The organism is Acinetobacter sp. V115_6 (assembly GCF_031799025.1).
In the GTDB taxonomy this organism is placed as follows: Bacteria; Pseudomonadota; Gammaproteobacteria; order Pseudomonadales; family Moraxellaceae; genus Acinetobacter; species Acinetobacter pittii.
Window position 1 is genome coordinate 69,534 of the sequence record NZ_JAVQNO010000012.1, and the last position, 25,339, is coordinate 94,872.

General features: G+C 40.2%; 21 protein-coding genes. 11 read left to right on the forward strand and 10 right to left on the reverse strand.

Annotated features, from left to right (window positions below; translation table 11 throughout):
• Positions 1–192 precede the first annotated feature (192 nt).
• Genes trpA through RMA94_RS01630 form a run of 4 tightly spaced genes read left to right on the forward strand, consistent with a single transcriptional unit; the run spans position 193 to position 4,221 of the window.
• Entirely contained in the window at positions 193–996 is an 804-nt protein-coding gene (gene trpA / locus RMA94_RS01615; RefSeq protein ID WP_174723105.1) for a tryptophan synthase subunit alpha, read from the forward strand.
• A complete protein-coding gene (accD, locus tag RMA94_RS01620; RefSeq protein ID WP_005804699.1) occupies positions 993–1,889 on the forward strand; it encodes an acetyl-CoA carboxylase, carboxyltransferase subunit beta in 897 nt (298 codons plus the stop codon). The genes trpA and accD overlap by 4 nt, the downstream gene beginning before the upstream one ends.
• Positions 1,886–3,172 carry a bifunctional tetrahydrofolate synthase/dihydrofolate synthase gene (gene folC / locus RMA94_RS01625; protein WP_002116034.1) on the forward strand — a complete coding sequence of 429 codons (1,287 nt, stop codon included), beginning with the start codon at positions 1,886–1,888 and terminating at the stop codon, positions 3,170–3,172. Before accD ends, folC begins: the two co-directional genes overlap by 4 nt.
• The gene (locus tag RMA94_RS01630; RefSeq protein WP_270907481.1) at positions 3,163–4,221 is read left to right on the forward strand and encodes an SPOR domain-containing protein; all 1,059 of its coding nucleotides are present in this window, start codon (positions 3,163–3,165) and stop codon (positions 4,219–4,221) included. The genes folC and RMA94_RS01630 overlap by 10 nt, the downstream gene beginning before the upstream one ends.
• 29 nt (positions 4,222–4,250) lie before the next feature.
• On the opposite strand, the gene RMA94_RS01635 is transcribed toward RMA94_RS01630, so the two are convergent.
• From RMA94_RS01635 to RMA94_RS01645, 3 genes are all read right to left on the reverse strand, one after another.
• Positions 4,251–4,829: a dual specificity protein phosphatase family protein gene (locus RMA94_RS01635; protein WP_063099579.1), complete on the reverse strand. Its 579-nt coding sequence runs from the start codon at positions 4,827–4,829 to the stop codon at positions 4,251–4,253.
• Positions 4,826–5,638: an MBL fold metallo-hydrolase gene (locus tag RMA94_RS01640; RefSeq protein WP_311081632.1), complete on the reverse strand. Its 813-nt coding sequence runs from the start codon at positions 5,636–5,638 to the stop codon at positions 4,826–4,828. The genes RMA94_RS01635 and RMA94_RS01640 overlap by 4 nt, the downstream gene beginning before the upstream one ends.
• 215 nt (positions 5,639–5,853) lie before the next feature.
• Positions 5,854–6,504, reverse strand: a complete 651-nt coding sequence (locus RMA94_RS01645; protein WP_005050084.1) for a peroxiredoxin — start codon at positions 6,502–6,504, stop codon at positions 5,854–5,856.
• A 406-nt stretch (positions 6,505–6,910) separates the two neighbouring features.
• On the opposite strand from RMA94_RS01645, the gene secA reads away from it, so the two are divergent.
• Positions 6,911–9,631 (forward strand): preprotein translocase subunit SecA, encoded by a 2,721-nt coding sequence (gene secA / locus RMA94_RS01650; protein ID WP_262442249.1) that lies wholly within the window; start codon positions 6,911–6,913, stop codon positions 9,629–9,631.
• A gap of 131 nt (positions 9,632–9,762) precedes the next feature.
• Positions 9,763–10,206, forward strand: a complete 444-nt coding sequence (locus tag RMA94_RS01655; RefSeq protein ID WP_311081576.1) for a hypothetical protein — start codon at positions 9,763–9,765, stop codon at positions 10,204–10,206.
• 67 nt (positions 10,207–10,273) lie between these two features.
• Here RMA94_RS01655 and RMA94_RS01660 read toward each other — a convergent pair whose 3' ends face one another.
• Entirely contained in the window at positions 10,274–11,584 is a 1,311-nt protein-coding gene (locus tag RMA94_RS01660; protein WP_016143091.1) for an MFS transporter, read from the reverse strand.
• A 132-nt stretch (positions 11,585–11,716) separates the two neighbouring features.
• Positions 11,717–12,358 (reverse strand): hemolysin III family protein, encoded by a 642-nt coding sequence (locus RMA94_RS01665; RefSeq protein WP_031944657.1) that lies wholly within the window; start codon positions 12,356–12,358, stop codon positions 11,717–11,719.
• A 128-nt stretch (positions 12,359–12,486) separates the two neighbouring features.
• On the opposite strand from RMA94_RS01665, the gene RMA94_RS01670 reads away from it, so the two are divergent.
• Positions 12,487–13,698, forward strand: a complete 1,212-nt coding sequence (locus tag RMA94_RS01670) for an SAM-dependent methyltransferase (protein WP_167563063.1) — start codon at positions 12,487–12,489, stop codon at positions 13,696–13,698.
• A gap of 12 nt (positions 13,699–13,710) precedes the next feature.
• Complete coding sequence (locus RMA94_RS01675; protein ID WP_005804690.1) at positions 13,711–14,130, forward strand: GNAT family N-acetyltransferase; 420 nt, start codon at positions 13,711–13,713, stop codon at positions 14,128–14,130.
• Between the two features lie 29 nt (positions 14,131–14,159).
• Here RMA94_RS01675 and RMA94_RS01680 read toward each other — a convergent pair whose 3' ends face one another.
• The 5 genes from RMA94_RS01680 to RMA94_RS01700 all read right to left on the reverse strand — a co-directional run bounded on the left by RMA94_RS01680 (position 14,160) and on the right by RMA94_RS01700 (position 19,998).
• Positions 14,160–15,020 (reverse strand): patatin family protein, encoded by an 861-nt coding sequence (locus RMA94_RS01680; RefSeq protein ID WP_044100268.1) that lies wholly within the window; start codon positions 15,018–15,020, stop codon positions 14,160–14,162.
• Positions 15,021–15,035: 15 nt separating this feature from the next.
• Positions 15,036–15,293: a hypothetical protein gene (locus RMA94_RS01685; protein WP_001280981.1), complete on the reverse strand. Its 258-nt coding sequence runs from the start codon at positions 15,291–15,293 to the stop codon at positions 15,036–15,038.
• A gap of 165 nt (positions 15,294–15,458) precedes the next feature.
• On the reverse strand, positions 15,459–17,594 hold the full coding sequence (locus RMA94_RS01690; protein WP_311081585.1) for a 3-hydroxyacyl-CoA dehydrogenase NAD-binding domain-containing protein: 2,136 nt from the start codon (positions 17,592–17,594) through the stop codon (positions 15,459–15,461).
• A gap of 18 nt (positions 17,595–17,612) precedes the next feature.
• Positions 17,613–18,818: an acetyl-CoA C-acetyltransferase gene (locus tag RMA94_RS01695; protein ID WP_311081587.1), complete on the reverse strand. Its 1,206-nt coding sequence runs from the start codon at positions 18,816–18,818 to the stop codon at positions 17,613–17,615.
• Between the two features lie 169 nt (positions 18,819–18,987).
• The gene (locus RMA94_RS01700; RefSeq protein WP_311081589.1) at positions 18,988–19,998 is read right to left on the reverse strand and encodes an AraC family transcriptional regulator; all 1,011 of its coding nucleotides are present in this window, start codon (positions 19,996–19,998) and stop codon (positions 18,988–18,990) included.
• A 210-nt stretch (positions 19,999–20,208) separates the two neighbouring features.
• Between RMA94_RS01700 and RMA94_RS01705 the strand changes: the two genes are divergently transcribed.
• From RMA94_RS01705 to RMA94_RS01715, 3 genes are all read left to right on the forward strand, one after another.
• Positions 20,209–21,327, forward strand: coding sequence for a CaiB/BaiF CoA-transferase family protein (locus RMA94_RS01705; protein ID WP_032006043.1), 1,119 nt, complete (start codon positions 20,209–20,211; stop codon positions 21,325–21,327).
• A gap of 155 nt (positions 21,328–21,482) precedes the next feature.
• Complete coding sequence (locus RMA94_RS01710; RefSeq protein ID WP_081035415.1) at positions 21,483–22,715, forward strand: carbohydrate porin; 1,233 nt, start codon at positions 21,483–21,485, stop codon at positions 22,713–22,715.
• 174 nt (positions 22,716–22,889) lie between these two features.
• Positions 22,890–25,295: a glucose/quinate/shikimate family membrane-bound PQQ-dependent dehydrogenase gene (locus RMA94_RS01715; RefSeq protein WP_005064285.1), complete on the forward strand. Its 2,406-nt coding sequence runs from the start codon at positions 22,890–22,892 to the stop codon at positions 25,293–25,295.
• The last annotated feature ends 44 nt before the right edge of the window (positions 25,296–25,339 follow it).

Sequence of the window (25,339 nt, forward strand, 5' to 3'; positions counted from 1 at the left end):
GGAAGCTTTGATCATTGAGAAAAGTTTCAAAATATTGATAAATGTACACCATGGGTTGTATGAATCATACAATCGAATATCGCCATAACGTTAGACCTGTTCAATGGACAAAAAATAGCGTTAAAATGCGATGTTCTTGTATTTCTACAAACAACTCCTCAATTTTAAATAATTCAAGGAAAGCACAACCCTATGTCACGTCTTGCCACCCGTTTTGAAAAGCTTAAGTCCCAACAACGTAAAGCGCTTGTATCTTATGTTATGGCGGGTGATCCACAGCCACAAGTAACGGTTCCGTTACTGCATAAAATGGTTGCAGCAGGAGTAGATGTCATTGAGCTTGGTTTACCATTTTCAGATCCAATGGCTGATGGTCCGGTAATTGCGCTTGCAGCTGAACGTGCGCTTGCAGCAGGGACTAACACGTTGGATGCACTCAACATGGTAAAAGAGTTCCGTGAGCAGGATCAGGAAACACCTGTTGTTTTAATGGGTTATCTGAATCCGGTTGAAGTGATTGGTTACGAGAAGTTTGTTTCTCATGCGAAACAATGTGGTGTAGATGGCTTATTACTTGTGGATTTACCACCAGAAGAGTCAAAAGAGTTTGGTGCTGTGTTGAAACAACATGATATGGACCAAATTTTCTTACTTGCGCCAACTTCTACAGATCAACGCATTCAACATGTGACTAATCAGGCAGGTGGTTTTATCTACTATGTTTCACTGAAAGGTGTAACTGGAGCAGCAACACTTGATACGGCAGAAGCTGCTGCACGTATTCAAAAAATCAAAAATGCCACTGATATTCCAGTGGGTGTTGGTTTTGGTATTAGTGATGCCGCTTCAGCAAAAGCAATGGGTAATGTTGCTGATGCCGTGATTGTAGGTAGTGCTTTCGTTAAAAATTTTGCAACGTTGGCAGCGGATGACGCTGTTGAACAGACGGTGAGTAAAGTCAAGGAGCTTCGAGCAGCGCTCGATGAGTTAGTATGAATCAAGAAGTGAAACCAGGGAAAGTTCTTAGCCCTTCGACACCATGGACAAAACGTCCGGTTCCAGGTATTGAAGTCGCAGATGAGCAACAAATTCTCAAAGCAACATTTACTGAGCCAACGATTGAATGTCCTGAATGTCATGCACTAGTGACACGTACAGCAATATCTTTCAATGCATATGTTTGTCCGCAATGTGATGAACACTTACGAATGAAAGCTCGTGACCGCTTGAACTGGTTCTTCGATAATGTTGTAACTGAATTGGGTCAAGAATTTACTGCAAAAGATCCATTAAAGTTTGTTGACTCTAAACCGTATCCAGATCGTATGCGTGAAGCGCAAAGCAAAACTGGTGAAACGGAAGCGTTAATTGCCATGCAAGGTAACTTAAATGGCGTAGATATGATTGCATGTGCTTTTGAGTTCGACTTTATGGGCGGCTCAATGGGTACAGTTGTAGGTGACCGTTTTGTACAGGCTGCCGAGCTTGCAATTGCAAAACGTCAGCCATTAATCTGTTTCGCAGCTTCTGGCGGCGCGCGTATGCAAGAAGGTATGTTATCGCTTATGCAAATGGCGCGCACTTCTGCTGCGATTCAAAAATTAAAAGATGCTGGCTTACCATATATCGTTGTGTTAACACATCCTGTGTATGGTGGTGTAACAGCTTCTTTAGCAATGTTGGGTGATATTCATATTGCTGAACCTAAAGCAATGATTGGCTTTGCTGGTAAACGTGTAATTGAGCAGACTGTACGTGAAACTCTTGAAGAACCGTTCCAACGTGCTGAATATTTGCTTGATCATGGTGTAATCGATCAGATTGTTCATCGTCATGCTTTACGTGATACTGTATCTCGACTTGTATCGAAATTGATGAACTTACCTTGAACCAACAAGCTCCACTTTCAATAGACTCTTTAGATACATGGCTCAATTATTGGAGCCATGTTCACGTTACAGGGATAGATCTTGGTCTGGAACGTGTAATTCCTGTTGCAGAAAAGCTGGGTGTAACTCAGCCTAATGCTAAAGTTTTTACAGTAGCCGGAACGAATGGTAAAGGCTCAACCACAACCACACTGGCTGCGATATTAAACGCACAGGGTTATAAAGTTGGGTTATATCAGTCACCGCATATCTATCGCTTTAATGAGCGAGTTAAACTAGGTGGAGTTGAAGTCGATGATCAAAGTCTGATTGATGCTTTTGTTCAAGTCGATCAGGCTCGTCGCGATTGTGATTTAAGCTTATCTTTTTTTGAAGCAACCACTTTGGCTGCTTTTGTTATTTTTAAACAACAACAATGTGATGTATGGGTGCTCGAAGTCGGTTTGGGCGGGCGTTTAGATGTCGTCAATGTGATTGATCCCGACATTGCAGTGATTACTAATATTGGCCTAGATCACATAGACTGGTTAGGCGATACCATTGAAAAAATTGCTTTTGAAAAAGCAGGCATTATTCGTCCACATATTCCGGTTATCTTCGCTGGTGAGCAACAATTACCGCAAGCAATTCAAGATAAAGCACAAAGTTCACAAGCAGACTTATATACCGTTAATCGTGATTATTTTTATAAGCTCGCAGAAGATGGACAAAACTGGTACTTTGCTTCAGAAGGAACCACTTTAAAACTTCCTTTAGGTACATTAGCGATTGAAAATATTGCAGGAGCAGTTGCGGCCATTTTAAATAGCGGACTTGAGATTTCTCAGTCAGCATTAGAAAAAGGTATTCAATCTGCTCGCTTAGCAGGGCGTTTTGAACAGCGTCAAGTAGATGGGAAGACGGTCATTTTTGATGCTGGGCACAATCCACATGGTGTTGAATTTTTGTTAAAGCAATTGCGAAATTTCTTAGAATACAATAAACAGTACACAGAAGTTGTCGCAGTATTTTCAATGCTGGCAGATAAAGATATAAAATCAGTAGTCGATTTATTGAAACCTACTGTTTTACATTGGAAAATTGCTGAATTGAATGTGCCGCGTGCTGCACCGATTCAGCAACTCAATGATGCCTTGCAAGGCCAGACAGTACAACAATATGGCAATATCAAAGAGGCTTTTAAATCAGCGCTTGAGCAAACAAATAACAATCAGCTGATTTTGGCCTGTGGTTCGTTTCATACTTTAGAAGCGATTTGGGAGTATTTGGAAGAATGTCAATGAATAACAAACAACGCTGGATGGGTGGCGTTGTTTTACTAGGAGGTGGTGTTTTATTGGCAGCATTACTTCTAAAAGGAAATGAGGAAATAAAACAGGTTGAAGCTCAACCATCCGCATCCACATCGCCAAAAACTCAAACTAAACCAAAACAGACAACTGAAGGGCAAATGGTACAACTACAACCTCTTGCGGTTGATGTTGAAACTGAAAAACGTTTGCTAGAAGAACAGCGTCGTGCACGTGAAAAGGCCGTTGCTGAACAAGAAGCACGTGCAGCTGAGTTCTTAGCAATGCAGCAGCAAGCTGAAGCTGATGCTGCTCGTAAAGCTGCAGCAGAGTACGCTGCGATTAATGCGCGCCGTACAGCGGCTCAAGAAAGTTCAGATAATATTCCACCGGAGTTAGTGGGTGAGGCGAAAGCTAAAAACCAGCAAGCTAATACGGTGAATAAAACAACTGATACTTCAAAAATAGATACAGACAAAAAAGCTGCTGAAGCAAAACGCCAAGCAGAAGCAGACAAGAAAGCGACTGATGCTAAGCGTCAAGCAGAAGCAGACAAAAAAGCAACTGAAGCAAAACGTCAAGCAGAAGCAGACAGGAAAGCAGCTGAAGCTAAACGACAGGCAGAAGCTGATAAAAAGGCTGCAGAAGCGAAACGCCAAGCAGAAGCAGACAAAAAAGCTGCTGAAGCCAAACGACAAGCAGAAGCTGATAAAAAAGCCTCTGATGCTAAACGAAAAGCTGAAGCTGAGAAAAAAGCTGAAGCTGAAAAAGCACGTGAACTGCTTGAAAATGGCGATAAAAAGTGGATGGTTCAAGTCGCTTTGGCTGCTAACCAAGCAAATGCAGATGCCGTTGTTTCTAAATTACGAGCTAAAGGCTACAAGGTCACTACAAGCCCAACCAGTAAGGGAATTCGTATTATGGTTGGTCCTGCAAAAGACCGTGATACCGCAGATGCTGCTCGTAAGAAAATTACTTCTGATTCAAGCTTAAATATGAAATCAGCTTGGGTAATTGACTGGGTACCGTTAGACCAACGTTAACCAGAGTAAAAATTCTACTCAAGATGTCATTAAGATGGATTCGACAGTTGTTGTTGAATCCATCTTACATTTTCAGGGGTAAATAATCGGTCAATGTTCTTCCAAATAATATGATAACCGTAACCCCCTTGTTTCATTTCCTTAACCGCATCATTAATTGCCCAATTTTCAAAAATAATGCGATACATGGCAACGCTGGCCCCTGTACGATCTGAACCATGGTAGCAGTGCAATAAAACGCGCTGATCATTCTGCTTGGCAATTTTGATTTGTTGCATGACTTCTAAAAGATCTTGTCGGTCAATTGCCCAAGTGTTGATAGGAATATGTACAAGATTAAAATTTTCATTTTTAAAAACTAAACTATCTGCGTCTTTGGCTCTTAAATTAATGATCGTTCCAATTTGATGATTCTTTAATTCAGAAATCATTGCTGTATCAGGTTGTTCACTGCGATAAACATCATTACTAATTTGATAAAAGTTATGAGTCTGAGAAACTAAGCTTCCCCAATCTTGTGGTCGATGCTCATGGGCGATACTTTCGTGCTGCATACATCCTTGTAAACTTATACAGATGACAAGTGTAAGGAGCGATAATTTCTTCATGTTTGATACCGTTTAAGCTCATCAGGGTCGTGAGCACAAATTATTTCAATCGTGGGTTCATGTTGAGCTAAATGCTGTAAACGCTTGAGATTAAAAAGACGCTTTTGATTGTCTTCTGCAAATGTTTTTTCCACCAGATCAAGTGATCTTAATTTATTTTTAGGGTTTAACTCTAGGTGTGAGTAGTAGGCATCTCCACAAAATAATACCCATTGATTTTGTTGCTTTATGGCAATCCCGCAATGTCCAGCTGTATGTCCTAACAGCGGTATCATTAAAATTTCATCTTGAAACAGCGGAAAACCTTTAACTTTTTCGAGGTTGAACCATGCTTCACCTTTTTGATATTCAACGAAGTTCCAATACCGATGATCTTTATATTGATTGGTTCTATAGCGAAGTTTGCCTTTAAAATTTGGAAGTTGGGCAGCGTTGTATTCTGCTGCTAAAACATGAACTGTGGCATGAGGAAAATCTGAGATACCACCAGCATGGTCGAAATCAAGATGAGTGACAAAAATATGCTGTATATCTTTGGGACTAAACCCGAGCTTTTGGATTTGTTGGATCGCACTAAATTCAAGATTATGCTCAATATTGCCTAAGCGTTTAACTAATGAGCCTAGGCGTTGCTTCATATGTAAGTAATCTTGCAAGCCAAAGCCAGTATCGATAAGCACTAAGCCTCGATCAGTTTCAACTAAAAGACAATGACAGATTACTTCAGCTCGGAAGCCTTTTTGTCCAAATAAGGGGGCACAGACCGGGCACATGCTGCCACACTTTAAATGATGAATTTTATAGATCATGATTTTTATTTTTTTACCAAATCGTTTCGAGTTATAACTGATCTGAGCAATAAAAACCATGAGTATTCAATACATAAATAAAAAAGCCATCACTATGGATGACTTTTTCGGGTGTGATATTTAATCTAAGTGTTCCTACGCGCTTCGCTTATCTTGTAGTCAACTTTTCAAATGTTTGCCTACGCACTGCGTTTGTCTTGCAAGCAATAAAACCTTTAGTCGGTTTTATTGCTTTCAGGCTGTGGCGTGAGGCGTAAATAAGGTTTAACAGCCGTATAACCTTTAGGGAAACGTTGTTTAATTTCTTCTTCATCTTTAAGTGATGGCACAATAACGACATCTTCACCTTGCTGCCAGTTCGCAGGCGTAGCGACTTTATGCTTATCTGTTAATTGTAATGAATCCACAACACGTAAGACTTCATTAAAATTTCGGCCCGTCGAAGCAGGGTAGGTAATGATTAAGCGAACTTTTTTGTTAGGATCAATAATCACTAATGAGCGTACCGTCAGTGTTTCGCTGGCATTAGGGTGAATGAAGCCATAGAGCTCAGATACTTTACGATCTTTATCTGCAATGATTGGAAAGTTTACAGTTGTGTTTTGTGTTTCATTAATATCGTTGATCCAGCCCTTGTGCGACTCTACATCGTCTACAGATAAAGCAATCGCTTTAACATTACGCTTCGTAAATTCATCTTTTAATTTTGCTGTATAACCTAATTCAGTTGTACATACGGGAGTATAGTCGGCTGGATGTGAAAATAAGATTCCCCAACTATCCCCTAAAAAATCATAAAAATTAATTGTGCCTTCACTCGATTCTTGTTGAAAATCGGGAGCAGTATCTCCTAATCGTAGTGTCATGATCTTTCCTCAATTGCTCATAATTTGTTATTCGATTGAATGAATATGCAGCATTTACTTTATGATTAAAATTATTGTTTTTGTATTTTATTATGAACTTTTTATATAAGTGTAAATATATATGACTAAAACTCATTATTTTAAGTGCTTAATCAATGTAACTTTAAGGTAAATTTGCTAAATTAGATTTCTCGGAAGTTATGCTTAATCGATGAGCGTTAATGGTGTGTTTTTGGTGCTCGGCACATTAAGGGGAGATTAGATGAGTGAAAAACCATTCGTCTAACTATCAGATTTTTTTTAGGGGTTTTGTGCAAACCCCTTGTACTTCAAATTTCTGGCACCATAATAAACGACTGAGAAAAAGTTTATTCATTTGACCAAGCAAGATTTAGAGAGTTTATCCATGTTGGCAAGTCTGATCGGAGGTATCTTCGGTACAAAAAATGAGCGTGAACTCAAACGCATGCGCAAAATTGTTGAGCAAATCAATGCGCTCGAGCCGACGATATCAGCTTTAAGCGATGCAGACTTATCTGCAAAAACTCCAGAATTCAAACAACGTTATAATAATGGCGAAAGTTTAGATAAATTACTTCCAGAAGCGTTTGCAGTTTGTCGTGAAGCTGCTAAGCGTGTGATGGGTATGCGTCACTATGACGTTCAGTTAATTGGTGGTATTACCTTACATGAAGGTAAGATTGCCGAGATGCGTACTGGTGAAGGTAAAACCCTTATGGGTACTCTGGCGTGTTATTTAAACGCTTTGAGTGGCCAAGGTGTACATGTCATTACTGTAAACGATTATTTGGCACAGCGTGATGCCGAGTTGAACCGCCCATTATTTGAATTTTTGGGTCTATCAATTGGTACGATTTATTCAATGCAAGGTCCGTCAGAAAAAGCGGAAGCTTATCTTGCAGATATTACTTACGGTACCAATAACGAATTCGGTTTTGACTATTTACGTGACAACATGGTGTTTTCTTTAGCAGAAAAGAAACAACGTGGTTTGCACTATGCCATTATCGATGAAGTTGACTCCATCTTAATTGACGAGGCTCGTACACCATTAATTATTTCTGGTCAAAGTGAAGACTCTTCGCATCTGTATTCTGCAATCAATACGATTCCTCCTAAATTACATCCGCAAAAAGAAGAAAAAGTTGCAGATGGTGGGCATTTCTGGATTGATGAAAAGCAGCGTTCAGTTGAAATGACCGAGGTTGGTTATGAAACTGTTGAACAAGAACTTATTCAGATGGGCTTGTTGGCTGAAGGCGAAAGCTTATATTCAGCAACAAACCTGAACCTTGTTCACCATGTATCTGCTGCTATTCGTGCGCATTTCCTATTCCAACGTGATGTTCACTATATTATTCATGATGGTGAAGTGGTTATTGTCGATGAACATACGGGTCGTACGATGCCGGGTCGTCGTTGGTCAGAAGGTTTGCATCAAGCTGTTGAAGCAAAAGAAGGCTTAGAAATTCAGCCTGAAAACCAAACTTTAGCGACAACAACATTCCAGAACTATTTCCGTCTCTATAAAAAGCTTTCAGGTATGACAGGTACTGCTGATACTGAAGCTGCGGAAATGAAAGAAATTTACGGTCTTGATGTTGTGATTATTCCAACTCACCGTCCAATGATTCGTAACGACCAAAACGATTTAATTTATTTAAACCGTAACGGCAAATATAACGCGATTATTCAAGAAATTATGAATATTCGTCAGCAGGGTGTTGCTCCTATTCTGATTGGTACAGCAACCATTGAAGCCAGCGAAATTTTATCTTCTAAGTTAATGCAAGCTGGTATTCATCATGAAGTTTTGAACGCAAAACAACATGAGCGTGAAGCTGACATTATTGCTCAAGCGGGTAGCCCGAATGCAGTAACGATTGCAACTAACATGGCTGGTCGTGGTACGGATATTATCTTGGGTGGTAACTGGAAAGCTAAGCTTGCCAAACTTGAAAACCCAACTGCAGAAGATGAAGCACGTCTAAAAGCACAATGGGAACAAGACCACGAAGATGTATTGCAAGCAGGTGGTTTGCATATCATTGGTTCTGAACGCCATGAATCACGTCGTATTGACAACCAGTTACGTGGTCGTGCCGGTCGTCAGGGTGACCCTGGTGTTTCTCGTTTCTATTTATCTCTTGAAGATGATCTGATGCGTATTTTCGCAGGCGACCGTGTCGTTGGTATGATGCGCGCGATGGGTTTGAAAGAAGACGAAGCGATTGAACATAAAATGGTGAGCCGTTCGATTGAGAATGCTCAGCGTAAAGTTGAAGCACGTAACTTTGATATTCGTAAAAACTTATTGAAATACGATGATGTGAATAATGAACAGCGTAAGATCATTTACTCACAACGTGATGAAGTATTAGCTGAAAACACCTTAAAAGAATACGTTGAAGAAATGCATCGTGAAGTGATGCAAGGCATGATTGCCAACTTTATTCCACCAGAGTCAATTCATGACCAGTGGGATGTGGAAGGTTTAGAAAATGCTTTACGTATTGATTTAGGTATTGAGCTGCCAGTTCAGGAATGGTTAGACCAAGATCGTCGTTTAGATGAAGAAGGTTTGGTTGAGCGTATTAGTGATGAAGTAATTGAACGTTATCGTCAGCGCCGCGCTCAAATGGGTGATGAATCAGCAGCAATGCTTGAGCGCCATTTCGTTTTAAACTCTCTTGATCGCCATTGGAAAGATCACTTGGCTGCAATGGATTATTTGCGCCAAGGTATTCACTTACGTGGCTATGCGCAAAAGAACCCTGAACAGGAATATAAGAAAGAAGCTTTCAACCTGTTCGTAAACATGTTGGGTATTATTAAAACTGATGTTGTGACTGATTTGTCTCGTGTACATATCCCAACACCAGAAGAACTTGCAGAAATGGAAGCTCAACAGCAGCAGCAAGCTGAATCAATGAAGCTTTCTTTTGAACATGATGATGTAGATGGTTTAACTGGTGAAGTTACACTTTCTCAAGAAACCATGAACGAGTCTGCTGAACAGCAAGCTTTCCCTGTTCCAGAAAGCCGTAATGCACCATGCCCATGTGGTTCAGGACTAAAATATAAGCAATGTCACGGTAAGATCTAATCTGCCTTCACAAAAAAAGCAGAACAATTGTTCTGCTTTTTTTATGTTTGTAGTAAGCCTGTGAATAATGTTTGCAGTTTTAAGCATTAAATGCTATTTACTTCTCATCCAGAGTGTATGTTGGAAAGACAATGAAAAAAGTATTACAACCTTTATTTTTAACTGTTCTTGCTGTACCAAGTTTTGTTTTTGCAGCAGAAGCAACTTCAGCCCCTCAAACGACAACGGTTGATAAAGTACTTGCAGCAAAAGGCCCAACTTCGGCTCAAGCTGTAGTGAAGCAAGAAAATACTACAGTGATTAGTCCACGTACAGGTATTCGCTATACGTTGGGTAACACAGGTAATCGCCCAATTATTTTACAAACTACTGCGATTGCTCCAGCAAACTCAGCAAATATTAATCGTATTGTGGCAAGTAACCCAGCTCTCTCTGCAAAAAGCCAAGAAAAAGCAAAAGTTGCTTTAATCGGTGAAGCAGCTGTAGCAGGACCAGCGGCAGTTGCAGCAAGCAATGTGACAACGTCAGCTGCAACAAATAGTGTTGCTCCAGCAAATCCTGCATCAATGAATTAATTCATTTACGTATAAAAAAAGCCAGTTCAAATTGAACTGGCTTTTTTATGGGGGTGTCTTTAAAACTTTAAATCTGATTATTTACATCATCATTTTTTGTTTCACGAATGAGTAAGAATGCGATAAGTGATAAAAGTGATGCAGCAGTAAGATAATAACCAACCGCATATAAACCATAAGTTTCAGCAAGTTTAGTCGCAATGAGTGGGGCAAAAGATGCACCAAAAATACCAGCCAAGTTAAAAGTTAATGCTGAACCTGTATATCGAACTGAAGTTGGGAAAAGTTCAGAAAGAACTGTACCAATTGGACCATATGTTAAGCCCATAATTGCTAAGCCAGTACATAAGAAAAGGAATACGATTAAGGTATTTCCAGACTCTAACATACTAGAGAAAAACAAGCCGAAAATCGCAGCAGCAATACAAACGCCAATAGAAGTTGTTTTACGACCAAATTTTTCTGCAAAAATAGCCGATAAAGGAATGAATGCGGCGAAGCAAAGGGTGGCAAAGAGTTGAAGTTCTAAGAATTCACCACGCGCATAACCCAGTTTAGTGGTTCCCCAGTTTAAGGCAAATACGGTAGTAAGATAGAACACAACAAAGGTACAGATTGCTGCAACTGTACCAAGAATAAGCTTACCGGTATGTTTGGTTAAAACTTCTTTAAATGGAATATTAACTTCTTTTTGCTTATCTAAGACTTTCTGGAAAGCTGGAGTTTCATGAAGTTTTAAACGGATATATAAGCCAACAATAACCAATACAGCACTGGCAATGAATGGAATACGCCAGCCCCATTGCATGAATGCTTGCTCAGGAATAACTGCGCTTAATAGTAAGAATGAACCTGTTGCCAAAATAAAGCCAATTGGGGCACCTAGCTGCGGAAACATGCCGTACCATGCTCTTTTTCCTTCTGGGGCATTTTCAGTCGCTAATAATACTGCACCGCTCCATTCACCGCCTAGGCCTAAGCCTTGTCCTAAACGACAAACAGCTAATAGTAATGGTGCGACAATCCCGATTTGGGCATAGGTTGGAAGCAAACCAATACATACAGTTGAAATACCCATAGTCAGTAAAGCTGCAACTAAAGTTGCTTTTCGCCCAATACGATCTCCTAGATGGCCAAATAATGCGGCACCGATAGGACGAGCAATAAAGGCAATTGCAAAGGTTGCCAGAGATTGTAAGACTGCGGCACTGCCACTACTAGCAGGGAAAAATAGGTGAGGAAAGATAATCACGGCAGCTGTTGCATAGATATAAAAGTCGAAGAACTCAATAGTTGTACCGACTAAGCTTGCAAACAAAACTCGTGTTTTTGAATTAGTGGCTACTACAGGAGCAGCAGTCGCAGAGGTTGACTCCATATAAGTCCTTATATCCGTTAAAATTTATTTTTAATGACTATTCTTTTTAAAGACGTATTTTTCTCAAAGAATAGCGTGAAAGAACATCATCCATGACTCTTTCAGGATCACTGAATATGAGTGAAAAATGGACTAAACTACGTACCAATAGATTGCAAGAAAATGTGCCCCTGCACCTAAAAGCACAAAAATATGCCAGATCGCATGGGTATATCTTACCTTTTTTAACGCGTAAAACAATGCTCCAACCGTATAAGCTAATCCGCCAATAATTAACAAAATCAACGCGTCTTTACTCAGATAGGTGCGCATATCATCCATAACAAATACAGCAAGCCACCCCATAAGAACATAAGCAAGTAGCGAAATTTTCTGAAAACGATGAATAAAAACTAACTTGAAAAGTGTACCAATTGCAGCAATGCTCCAGAGAGCAATAAGTAAAATATGAGCTTTTTGTGTAGGTATAGCAATGCTTAAGAACGGGGTATATGTTCCAGCAATTAAATAATAAATAGCAGTATGGTCGAGTTTTTTATACCAGTAGCGTAGGTTTTGTGTTTGAGCAAAATGATAGAGTGTAGAACTGGTAAAAACTAAAATTAGGCTAAATGAATATACCCATAAGCCCACCCATTGAGCAGTGGAAAGATAAGATCCCTTTATAATTAAAAAGATAGAAGCTACAACCGCCATAACAACGCCAGCACCATGACTATAGGCATTAAATAGTTCTTCTTTTGGATCGTAAGTTTCCAACACAGATTTACTCATAACTTTAATTTTTTTGATTAAAAATACAAATGTATAGAAATACAAAACAGTCGTAAAGTTATTTTATTTTTAATCCTAGACCCTTTAAACTTCTATTTTATATGAGTCTTCATTTTTCAGGTATATCCGTGTCGGTTTTCTCCTTTGAGCAAGAACAGCAATTCTTTCATGAAATCAAGCAAATGCTTGACCAACAAGCTTTTGAACGTTTGATCTTGAGCCAATATAAGGGAGAGCTGGCGCAGCTGGAAAAAATCACTTTCCGCGTTGTAGAGCTACATGGACAAAAACAGCTTTCAGCTCTATACCATCACACGACTCAAGATATGACTAAAAACTATTCATTTCAAGAGGGCTTGCAGCAGATTGAGCAATTAATCACTCAGTGTAAGCAAGCAAACTTATTTTCGACTACTCAAGAAATTCAACTTAAAAAAAATAAGAAAAAAGCCATATTAAATATGGGTAAAAAACAGGCAGTAAATGCGACACAAACGGTTCAGGCGCATGACCGTGAAAAGCAGCGCTATGTACAGCAAGGGAATGCATTTTTAAAAGAGCTGGGTATTACTGATGAGAAAGCCCAAGTTATTCCAAGCATGGCTCGTAAATGGAAACAGATTAATAAATTTATCGAAATTTTTGCGAGTGCCTATGAACAGATTGATGCATCTCAACAAGAGTTACGCATTGTCGATTTTGGCTCGGGGAAAGGTTATTTAACTTTTGCGTTATATGATTATTTGCAAGAGCAGCAAAAAACACCGTTGATTACTGGTGTTGAATTGCGCCCGAATCTGGTTGAGTTTTGCCAGAATGTTGCAGACAAAGTGCATTTTAACCACTTAGACTTTTTTGAAGGTGACGTTCGTAGTTATCAACCGGAAAAGCTGGATGTAATGATTGCCTTACACGCATGTGATATTGCGACAGATTTTGCTATTCATACTGGAATCCGTTTAAACGCTTCGATGATTATGTGTGCGCCATGTTGCCACAAAGAGTTACGCCCTCAATTACATAGCCCAGAAGTTTTACAACCAATGCTACAGTTTGGTATTCATGCTGGACAACAAGCCGAGATGTTGACTGACACTTTACGTGCTTTACTTTTAAAAGCGTATGGTTATGAAACCAAAGTTTTTGAGTTTGTATCGCTTGAACATACCAGCAAAAATAAAATGATTTTGGCGACAAAACGCAAAAACGTTTCACAGCCTGACACCAAGATTATGGCTCAAATCCAAGCATTGAAAGAAATGTACGGAATTAAAAAACAAACGTTGGAATTATTATTGCAAGATCAGTTGCCGATCGAAAATATCGGCTGTAAGTGCTAGGACGGTGAATGGATGTATAAAATTGTAGAGGGTGGTTGGGAACAGCTTGAGCAAGATGCCAAATACATCCGTGAACAAGTCTTTATCCAAGAACAGGGAATTGCACCTGAAGATGAATGGGACGACTTGGATGCCACAGTTCTACATTTTATTGTCTATGACAAAGAGCAGCCTATCGCTACAGCACGTTTGTTGCCGCAGCATAGCGTAGGGCGTGTTGCTGTTTTAATGCCTTATCGAAAGCAGGGTATTGGTAAAATTTTAATGCAGCATATTATTGACTATGCACGTCGTCATAAGCTGCCTTACTTAAAGCTTTCAGCGCAAACCTATGTGACCGCTTTTTACGAAGCTTTAGGCTTTAAAGTACAAGGTGAAGTTTACCAAGACTGTGGCATTCCACATATTGATATGGTTTTGAAGTTAAATTGAGACTTCTTTTTAGAAATCTCAATTTTAATTTATTTCATTGCATTCCAACTTTCGATGGCCTGTAAGCCAGTTTCTAAACCGACTTCATAACTGTAGCGAAGCTTTTTTGGATTGGTAGTTAAACGGCCAGCCATATTTTTAAGAGGCGGTGGACACACTTCTAAAATTTGCTGGTCTGGATTTTCACCACGAACAAAATCGACCGAAGCGTTATAACGAGCACAGCGGCTACGCAAGCTACTAGCGAAACCATAATGATATTTAAACGCATATTTTGCGAGGAATTGATCACCTCGACTACTTGCTTTGAAATAGTTTTTCGGACGAGTACGTAAAACTAACAGTTTTTTGACGCCACTTTGCTGAGCCGTCCAGCGAACGGGTAGGGCATCTGCAACACCACCATCAAAATAAGGTTCACCCATAATATCGACGGGATGACGCGTTAAAACTGGAATTGAGCTAGAAGCACGAAGCGCATTGAGTAAATTGTCTTTACCCGCACGAAGATATTCTGCATGACCTGTTTTGGCATGCGTCAACACCATATAAAAATCAGGATTTTTGGCAAAAAGACTCTGTTGATCAAGTGGATGTTCTTTTTCACCAATTTCCCACATCCATTTTAAATCAAGTAAGTCGCCGCCTTTAAAAAAGCGTTTGTAATCGATAAATTCAGGACGCAGTGAATGATCAATATAAAATGTTAGCGTGCGGCCTTGCTGGCCTGCTAGGTAGTTGGCGACATTAGTTGAACCAGACGACACACCAACATATAAATCGAATGGGTTGAACTGTTGTTGTAAAAACGCGTCAAGTACACCACTGGTAAAGGCACCACGCATGCCTCCACCCTCTACAACCAGTGCGTTGCGGGAAAAATCTGTCATTTGAAAAATATCTGATTACTGAGTTGATTGCTTATGTTCTTGCATATCCATTTCAGGCATGTTGTCACTATGTTGAGCGTGTTGCTCTGTAGAGTGCTCAGCCTTTTGCTGCATTTGCTCTTGTTGTGCTTTGCGCTGTGCACCTGGCATATAGTCAGGTTCATTACTCATTGCTAAATAAAAAAAGCCAAGGAAAATTGCACTTAAAACACCAACGATCAGAACAAATTTCCAGCCTAAAATTGCTGACTCGGAAGAATTTTTATCGGACATAAGAATTTCTCGAATGTGCTGTAGAAGCACAAAAATGAAGTCTATTTATAGCATATTTAGGCAGGGGGCTGAAATCTTAAAGGTCATAAAGAAAAACCCATATAAATAAAATATATTTATATGGGTAAGGTTTATGCAGTTTTTTAAATATTCAATAGGACTAAGTTACTGAATATCTTGTTTCTGCTCAGCTTTGGTTTTTAGTAAAGCTGGTGGTGTAAAACGTTCACCATATTTGGCAGCCAATTCTTCGGCGCGTTTTTGGGCTTTATCAGTACCATATTGATTTAGGAATTGAATTGCTCCTCCAGTCCAAGGTGCATAACCAATCCCAAAGATAGAACCGACATTGGCATCAATTACAGACTCTAATACGCCTTCTTCATAACAACGTAAAGTATCTAAGGCCTGTACAAACAGAATGCGATCAATCATATCTTGTTCAGAAATATCATGATCTTTTTTCCAGCGGTTTAAGCCTTCCCATAGATGCTTTTTACCATTTTCAGGGTATTCATAAAAACCAGCTCCAGCAGCTTTACCTTTACGGTTTAACTCATGAATCATGGTGTGAACCACTTCATCTACAGAAGTTTTAGGTAAATCTTTTCCTTCGGCTTGTAGAGCTTTGCGTGCTTCACTGGCAACATGTTCGGTTAATGTTAAAGATACTTCATCTTGAATAGCGAGGGGGCCAACTGGCATACCCGCTTTCAGTGCAGCCATTTCAATACGCGCTGGGTGGACACCTTCGGCAAGCAAGCGCATACCTTCTTGAATGAATGTACCAAACACACGACTGGTAAAGAAACCACGGCTATCATTAACAACAATCGGTGTTTTTCCAATTTGTTGTACAAAGTCGTAAGCTTTGGCAAGCGTCTCTGCGGAGGTGTTTTTACCTTTAATAATTTCAACCAACTGCATTTTGTCGACAGGGCTAAAGAAATGCAGACCGATAAAAGCTTTATCATCCTTACTTGCCTGAGCTAAACCTGTAATTGGCAGGGTTGAGGTGTTTGATGCCATCACACCGTTAGGCGCTAGATATTGCTCGGCTTCTTGAGTGACTTTAGCTTTGAGTTCTTGATTTTCAAATACCGCTTCAATAATTAAATCACAACCTTGAAGATCTTGAGCGGAAGCTGTCGCCGTGATGAGAGATAAAATCTGATCACGTTTTTCTGCGGTCATGCGGCCTTGTGAAACACGTTTATCTAAGAGCTTTTGTGAGTAAGCTTTACCTTTCTCAGCATTTTCAACAGATACATCTTTAAGGATAACAGGAATGCCTTTAATGGCTGTTGAATAAGCAATACCTGCACCCATCATGCCTGCACCCAATACACCCACTTTAGTCGCTTGCCATTTTGGAACGTCGGCAGGACGACTAGCACCAGACTTAATTGCATTTAGACCATGCCAGAAAGTGCCGATCATATTTTTAGAAATTTGACCTGTTGTAAGCTGAGTAAAGTAGCGAGACTCAATACGCAGTGCAGTATAGACATCAACTTGTGCACCTTCAACTGCGGCAGCCATAATTGCTTCAGGGGCAGGGTAACAACCTTTGGTTTTGTCTTTTAACATGGCTGGTGCAATTGCAAGAACTTGTGCAACTGCTGGAGTTTTTGGATCGCCACCCGGAATTTTATAACCCTTCACATCAAATGGCTGCTGAGATTTTGGATTGGCCTTGATCCAAGCAATTGCTTTATCTAAAAGTTCTTGTTCATTTTCGGCAGTGTCATGAATTAAGCCTAAAGATTTTGCTTTATCAACACCGAACTGTTTGCCTTCCATTAAAAATGGGAACGCATTTTGAAGCCCAAGTAGGCGTACCATACGCACAATACCACCACCGCCTGGTAGTAAACCTAAAGTAACTTCTGGTAGACCAAATTTACTTTTAGGGTCATTAATCGCGATACGGTGATGGCAACTTAATGCGATTTCCCAACCACCGCCAAGTGCAGTGCCATTTAATGCTGCAACGACTGGAATGCCTAGCGTTTCAATTGTACGTAAATGACCTTTTAGCTTTTCAACCATATTGAAAAAGTCAGTCGCATGTTCAGGCTGAACTTGAATTAGTTCATCTAGATCGCCGCCTGCAAAGAAAGTTTTTTTAGCTGAGCGGAAAATAACACCTGAAAGTTCTGTTTCTGCTTTAAGTTTCTGAGTTGCCTCATCGAGCGAGTCACGGAACTCGGCATTCATGGTGTTCGCAGATTGACCAGTTGAATCAAGCGTTAAAATGACAATATTGTCGGCATTTTTTCCGTATTGAATTGCACTCATCTTTTATATCCCTAATTTTTATACGCGTTCAATAATGGTGGCAATACCCATCCCACCGCCAACACAGAGCGTCGCTAAACCGCGCTTTTTATCTTGTCGTTCAAGCTCATCAAGTAAAGCGCCTAAAATCATGGCACCTGTTGCACCTAATGGATGACCTAAAGCAATCGCACCACCATTTACGTTGACTTTTTCAGTAGGGACATTGAGCTCATTAATAAAACGCATAACAACTGCTGCAAATGCCTCGTTGACTTCAAATAGGTCAATATCATCAATCGTAAGCCCAGCTTTTTCTAAAGCTTTACGTGCAGCAGGCGCAGGGCCAGTCAGCATAATGGTTGGGTCAGTACCAACCAGTGCGGTCGCTAAAACTTTAGCCCGTGGTTTTAAATTTTGTTCTTTTACCGCTTTTTCAGAAGCTAATAAAACTACAGCTGCTCCATCGACAATGCCTGATGAGTTACCAGCATGGTGAACATGAGTGATTTTTTGTGCTTCTGGATATTTTTGTAAAGCCAGTGCATCAAAGCCCATTTGCCCCATCATTTCAAAACTTGGGTTGAGCTTCGTTAGACCTTCGAGTGTGGTATTACCTTTAATAAATTCATCTTTTTCTAAAATCACCACACCTGCGTGATCTTTGACTGGTACGACAGATTGGTCGAAATAACCATTTGATTGAGCTGCTGCAGCTTTTTGTTGTGACTTCACTGCGAAATTATCAACATCTTCACGGCTATAGCCATCTAAGGTTGCAATGAGGTCGGCCCCAATACCTTGCGGAACAAATGATGATTTAAGGTTTGTTTCAGGGTCTAACGCCCACGGTCCGCCATCGGAACCCATTGGAATGCGTGACATTGATTCAACGCCACCAGCAACCACTAAATCTTCCCAACCAGAGCGAACTTTCATGGCTGCCATATTGACTGCTTCTAAACCTGATGCACAAAAGCGATTGATTTGTACCCCAGCAACATCATCATTCCAACCTGCTGCAATCGCTGCTGTTTTTGCAATATCACCACCTTGATCGCCAATTGGTGTTACGCAGCCCAAAACAATGTCATCGACTTTAGACGTATCGATTTGATGGCGCTGCTGTAATTCATTTAATAAGGTGGTAAGTAAGGTAATTGGTTTTACTTCGTAAAGAGAGCCATCTTTTTTTCCTTTTCCGCGTGGGGTGCGAATGGCATCAATAATATAAGCCTCGCTCATAACAGTTCCTTTTTTATTACTTAAACTTTGTTGTGTTTTGAGTGTACTGGTTTTAAAAGGCAACGCAATGACGATAAGCGCACCAGTCAGGTGATGATTTTTGCCAATAGAAATACAAAAAAGCCCAAGTTGAACTTGGGCTAAATGTGAAGCTAAATAGATTTAAGAATTAGTGATAACCATGTAGCTGGCGATATAGGCCAGGGGTTACACCCGTCCACTTTTTAAATGCACGGTGGAAAGTACTGGTTTCACTAAAGCCAACTTGTTGGGCAACATCTTCAAGTGTTAACTCAGGGTTGAGTAACAAGTGAATCGCAGCATCTCGGCGTAAAGCATCTTTTACGCCTTGGTAGCTTTTACCTTCGGCAGCTAAGCGGCGGCGTAAGGTTTGAGGAGATAAATATAACATTGATGCAACGTCATTAAGCGTTGGCATTTCTTCACCAATTTGGCTTTTGAGTACTTCACGAATACGAGAAGTTAGCGAGTTGGTGTTTTTGAATTTTACTAAAAGCTGAGCAGGAGCTGCTTTTAAGAATTCTTCTAGCGTTTTCTCATCTTGGCGGATTGGCAAATCAAGATAATCAGCTGCAAAGGTAATTTCAGTACGCGGTGTATCAAACTGCATAACTGGTGCAAAAAATAGTGCATCATATTCATCTGCATGAGCAGGACGTGGATAGCTAAAATGAACACGTTCTAATGGTAAACGGCGTTCAATCAACCATGATGCTAGACCGTGCCAAATCATGAGCATACTTTCAGTAATGAAATGATCTGGATCTAAAGTTTTTGGAATAAGAGGAACGAGACGTGCTTCGTGTTTGTCACGTTCTAGTGTTACCGACCATTCATCGCCAAATAATTTGTAGAATTGAGATGACAGTTCAAGGGCTTGACCTAATGTTTTTGCGTGAATAATCAATTGACACATAATGGCAAAAGTGCCCAGACGACGCGGTTGTACGTCAAATCCAACGTGTTCATCCTGTGTGACCATCCACAACATTTTTATAAAACGAGTGTATTGTTCTGGTGAGATTCGAGCTTTAGGTTGACGTAATAATTCCGCTTCAATACCCACATGTGAAAGGAGCATTTCAACATCCATGCCAAGGCGTTTTACGCCTGTCAAAGCCGCATTCACGAAGTGGATGCTAATCGTATCGCGACTCATATTGAATCCTTCAGTCTCTTTGATGTTCACTTTAAATTGACCTAAATGACCGTCTAAAAAAATAAATTGGCGATTTACAACAGAGTAAAAGCACTTTTTACATGTTAAATTGCCGAAATGATCAAGGTAAATGGCTGAACATGACATTGTTTTAGTATATTTGCTTAACTAATATAAAAGAAAATTCGAATAATAGTGGTTAAAAATACGATGACGACAGCATTAAATGGACTTAAAGTTCTCGATTTCTCGACGCTCTTACCTGGACCTTTTGCCACAATGTATCTGGCCGATATGGGAGCAGAAGTCATCCATATCGAATCTCCATCACGACCAGATCTAATCCGAATCATGCCACCATATGCAAATGGTCAAGCAACAGCACATAGTTATTTAAACCGAAATAAACAGTCGATTGTTCTGGATTTAAAAGATAAAGCGAGTATTGATCTGATTAAAGCCAAAATTTCTGAGTTTGATATTGTCATAGAGCAGTTCCGACCTGATGTTATGCGTCGTCTCGGTTTAGACTACGCGACACTTGCCGAAATTAACCCACGTCTCATTTATTGTTCAATTACAGGTTATGGACAAACAGGGAGCTATAAAGACAGAGCTGGGCATGACATTAACTATTTAGCTTTAGCAGGTATTGCTGGATATAGCGGCCGACAAGACAGTGGTCCACCACCACTCGGTATTCAAGTTGCAGACATTGCAGGTGGTTCACTTCATGCTGTCATTGCAATTTTAGCTGCGGTTGTCGAACGTGGACGTAGTGGAATGGGACAATATATTGATATTTCCATGACCGATTGTGTTGCTAGCCTCAATAGTATGGCCGCATCCGCTACACTTGCGGCACAAGTTGAACAGGCTCCAGAGCATGGCATGCTCAATGGCGGTATTTTTTATGACTATTATATGACTCAAGATGGTCGTTATCTTTCAATAGGTAGTCTTGAGCCACAATTTATGTCTGGTTTATCAGTGGCGCTTGATTTGCCTTTATTATTACAAAAAGGTGCTTCCTTAGATGTCGAAGACCGACAGGAAGTTAAACAAGCTATTCAAGAGAAAATTAAAACGAAATCATTTAAAGAATGGCATGAAATTTTTGCAAATCTTGATGTGTGTGTAGAACCTGTTTTAAGCCTAACTGAGTCCTTAAACTCGCCTTTAGCACAAGAACGTGGATGGATTGTGGATGTACCTTTGCAAAATAATACAGTGGATACAGAACCACAATTGGCTTGTCCAATTAAGTTTTCAAGATCGAAAATGAGATATTCCTTTATAGGTCAAAAACTTGGTGAAGGGCAGTGGTAAAGAGCTGGGGCCATTTTTCATACAATGTGTATTAAGATTATTATTAGATTAATCAATCGATTAACATTTTGAATAATTTCTTTACATAAAATTAGCGTACCCTTTATAAACAAAGACATAAAAGGTATGTAAACATGAAAACACATAAATCCTTGATGGCTTCCTGTTTATCCGTTTTATCAATTACTCTTTTTATACAGCATGCACAAGCTGCTGCTGCATTCGACCCAAATAGTCCTTGGATGTTGGGTGATTGGAACGGTCAACGCACCGCGTTACAAGCACAAGGTTATGATTTTTCTTTTGGATATACCGGCGAATATGCCGGTATTTTAGATTCAAAAAATACGTCTACGCATGGTAGTGCTTATACGGGGCAACTTGCACTAGGAACTCATTTTGACCTAAATAAAATTTTAGGTTGGCAAGATACTGAAGCTCAAATCACATTAACATATCGTGATGGGCAGTCGCTTTCTGAACATTCACCAGCTTTAGCAGGGCACTTAAGCTCGGTGCAAGAAGTGTGGGGGCGTGAGCAAACTTGGCGTTTAACAGATTTGTGGATTAAGAAAAAATTCATGGATCAAAAATTAGACGTTAAAGTAGGTCGTTTTGGTGAAGGTGAAGACTTTAATAGTTTTGACTGTGATTTCCAGAACTTGGCACTTTGTGGTTCGCAAGTCGGTAACTGGGTGGGCGATCAGTGGTATAACTGGCCAGTAAGCCAATGGGCAATGCGTGTTAAATATAACTTGCAACCTGACTTATATACGCAAGTTGGTGTATATGAATACAACCCGGAAAATCTGGACCGAGGTAAAGGTTTTAACTTAAGTACTGATGGTTCTCACGGTGCAATTATTCCTGCTGAAGTGGTTTGGTCACCTAAATTAGGTGTTCAAAGTATGGCTGGTGAATACCGTTTAGGTTATTACTACAGCACTGCTGACGCTGAAGAAATCACGAATAAGGCTCAAACATCTCATAAACAAGGGGTGTGGGTAACTGCAAAACAAAAATTATTCCAGCCTGCTGATCAAACTGATCGCGGTTTGACAGGTTTTGTGAACCTGACTTTCCACGACTCTGATACCAACAAAATTGATAACATGCAAAATGTAGGCTTGGTCTATAAAGGTTTGCTCAATCAACGTCCTCAAGATGAGTTGGCACTCGGTGTTGCTCGTATCCATATCAATGATGATTGGAACGATGTTCAAACTAAAGAATATGACACTGAATACAATACCGAGCTTTACTACGGTATTCATGCCACTAACTGGTTAACTATTCGTCCAAATGTGCAATATGTTCGTCATGTTGGTGCATTAAAAAATGGTGATAACACTTGGGTTGGCGGTATTAAATTCTCAACTGCATTCTAAGCGTAATTACTCCGAAAAACGGATTGTCGAGGGCTAACTCATTGATTGAATTATCCTGACCTTCCGTTTTTTCTTGATGCCTGAATTTGTTTTAGATGTATTGGTGATGCCATTTTTCTATAAGGTTCTTGGCACATCTTTCCTATAAAAATGATGATTGATAAGAGGTGGTTTATGAATCAACCTACTTCAAGATCAGGTTTAACGACTTTTACCGTAATTATTATTGGGTTACTGGCGTTATTCCTGTTAATTGGAGGTATTTGGCTCGCTACACTAGGCGGTTCAATTTACTACATTATAGCTGGAGTATTACTCCTCATTGTTGCATGGCAACTCTACAAGCGTGCTTCTACTGCTTTGTGGGTTTATGCTGCATTAATGCTAGGAACTATTATCTGGAGTGTCTGGGAAGTTGGAACAGACTTTTGGGCGCTTGCACCACGTTTAGATATTTTAGGTATTCTTGGTTTATGGTTATTGGTTCCGGCTGTAACTCGTGGAATCAACAACCTTGGATCAAGTAAAGTTGCCTTATCTTCAACTTTAGCAATTGCAATCGTGTTGATGGTTTATTCTATCTTCAATGATCCGCAAGAAATTAATGGTGAAATCAAAACGCCTCAACCAGAAACAGCTCAAGCCGTGCCTGGTGTTGCTGAAAGTGATTGGCCAGCTTATGGTCGTACTCAAGCAGGCGTGCGTTATTCTCCATTGAAACAGATCAATGATCAAAACGTAAAAGACTTGAAAGTTGCTTGGACTTTACGTACTGGCGATCTTAAGACAGATAACGACTCTGGCGAAACGACCAATCAGGTTACACCGATTAAAATCGGTAACAACATGTTTATCTGTACAGCTCACCAGCAGTTAATTGCGATTGATCCTGCTACAGGTAAAGAAAAATGGCGTTTTGATCCGAAACTTAAAACGGATAAATCGTTCCAGCATTTAACTTGTCGTGGTGTGATGTATTACGATGCAAACAATACAACTGAGTTTGCAACGAGTCTTCAAAGCAAGAAATCTAGCTCTACACAATGTCCACGTAAGGTATTTGTACCAGTCAACGATGGCCGTTTAGTGGCTGTAAATGCTGACACTGGTAAAGCATGTACTGACTTTGGTCAAAATGGTCAAGTGAACTTACAAGAGTTTATGCCATATGCTTATCCAGGCGGTTACAACCCAACATCTCCTGGTATCGTGACTGGTTCAACTGTTGTTATTGCGGGTTCTGTAACAGATAACTACTCAAATAAAGAGCCATCTGGTGTGATTCGTGGATACGACGTTAACACTGGTAAACTTCTTTGGGTATTTGATACTGGCGCAGCAGATCCAAATGCAATGCCGGGCGAAGGTACTACTTTTGTTCACAACTCACCAAATGCGTGGGCACCTTTAGCATACGATGCCAAACTTGATATTGTTTATGTACCAACAGGTGTAGGTACACCAGATATCTGGGGTGGTGACCGTACCGAGCTGAAAGAGCGTTATGCAAACTCAATGTTAGCGATTAATGCTTCTACTGGTAAATTAGTGTGGAACTTCCAGACAACCCATCACGATTTATGGGATATGGATGTACCATCACAACCATCTTTAGCTGATATCAAAAATAAAGCTGGCCAAACTGTTCCTGCAATCTATGTATTGACGAAAACAGGTAATGCCTTTGTGCTTGATCGCCGTAATGGTCAACCGATTGTTCCTGTAACTGAGAAACCAGTTCCACAAACAGTTAAACGTGGACCACAAACTAAAGGTGAGTTCTATTCAAAAACTCAGCCATTCTCTGACTTGAACTTGGCGCCACAAGATAAATTGACTGATAAAGACATGTGGGGTGCCACTATGCTTGATCAGCTCATGTGTCGTGTATCTTTCAAACGTCTAAATTACGATGGTATTTATACGCCACCATCTGAAAACGGTACTTTAGTTTTCCCTGGTAACTTAGGTGTGTTTGAATGGGGCGGTATGTCAGTTAACCCTGATCGTCAGGTTGCTGTAATGAACCCGATTGGTCTGCCATTCGTCAGTCGTTTAATTCCTGCTGATCCAAACCGTGCACAAACTGCAAAAGGTGCGGGAACTGAGCAGGGCGTACAACCGATGTACGGCGTACCGTATGGTGTTGAAATTAGCGCATTCTTATCTCCGCTTGGTTTACCTTGTAAACAACCGGCTTGGGGCTATGTAGCTGGCGTTGATTTGAAAACTCATGAAGTGGTATGGAAAAAACGTATTGGTACAATCCGTGACAGCTTGCCGAACTTGTTCCAGTTACCAGCTGTGAAAATTGGTGTGCCTGGTTTAGGTGGTTCAATTTCTACTGCCGGTAATGTCATGTTTGTTGGTGCAACTCAAGATAACTACTTACGTGCGTTTAACGTTACTAACGGTAAGAAACTTTGGGAAGCGCGTTTACCAGCAGGTGGACAAGCAACACCAATGACTTATGAAATCAATGGTAAGCAATATGTTGTGATCATGGCTGGTGGTCATGGTTCATTTGGTACGAAAATGGGCGACTATTTAGTGGCTTATGCCTTACCAGATAACAAATAAAAAGCTTTTATAGAAAGGGCCTGGATTTATCCGGGCTTTTTTTA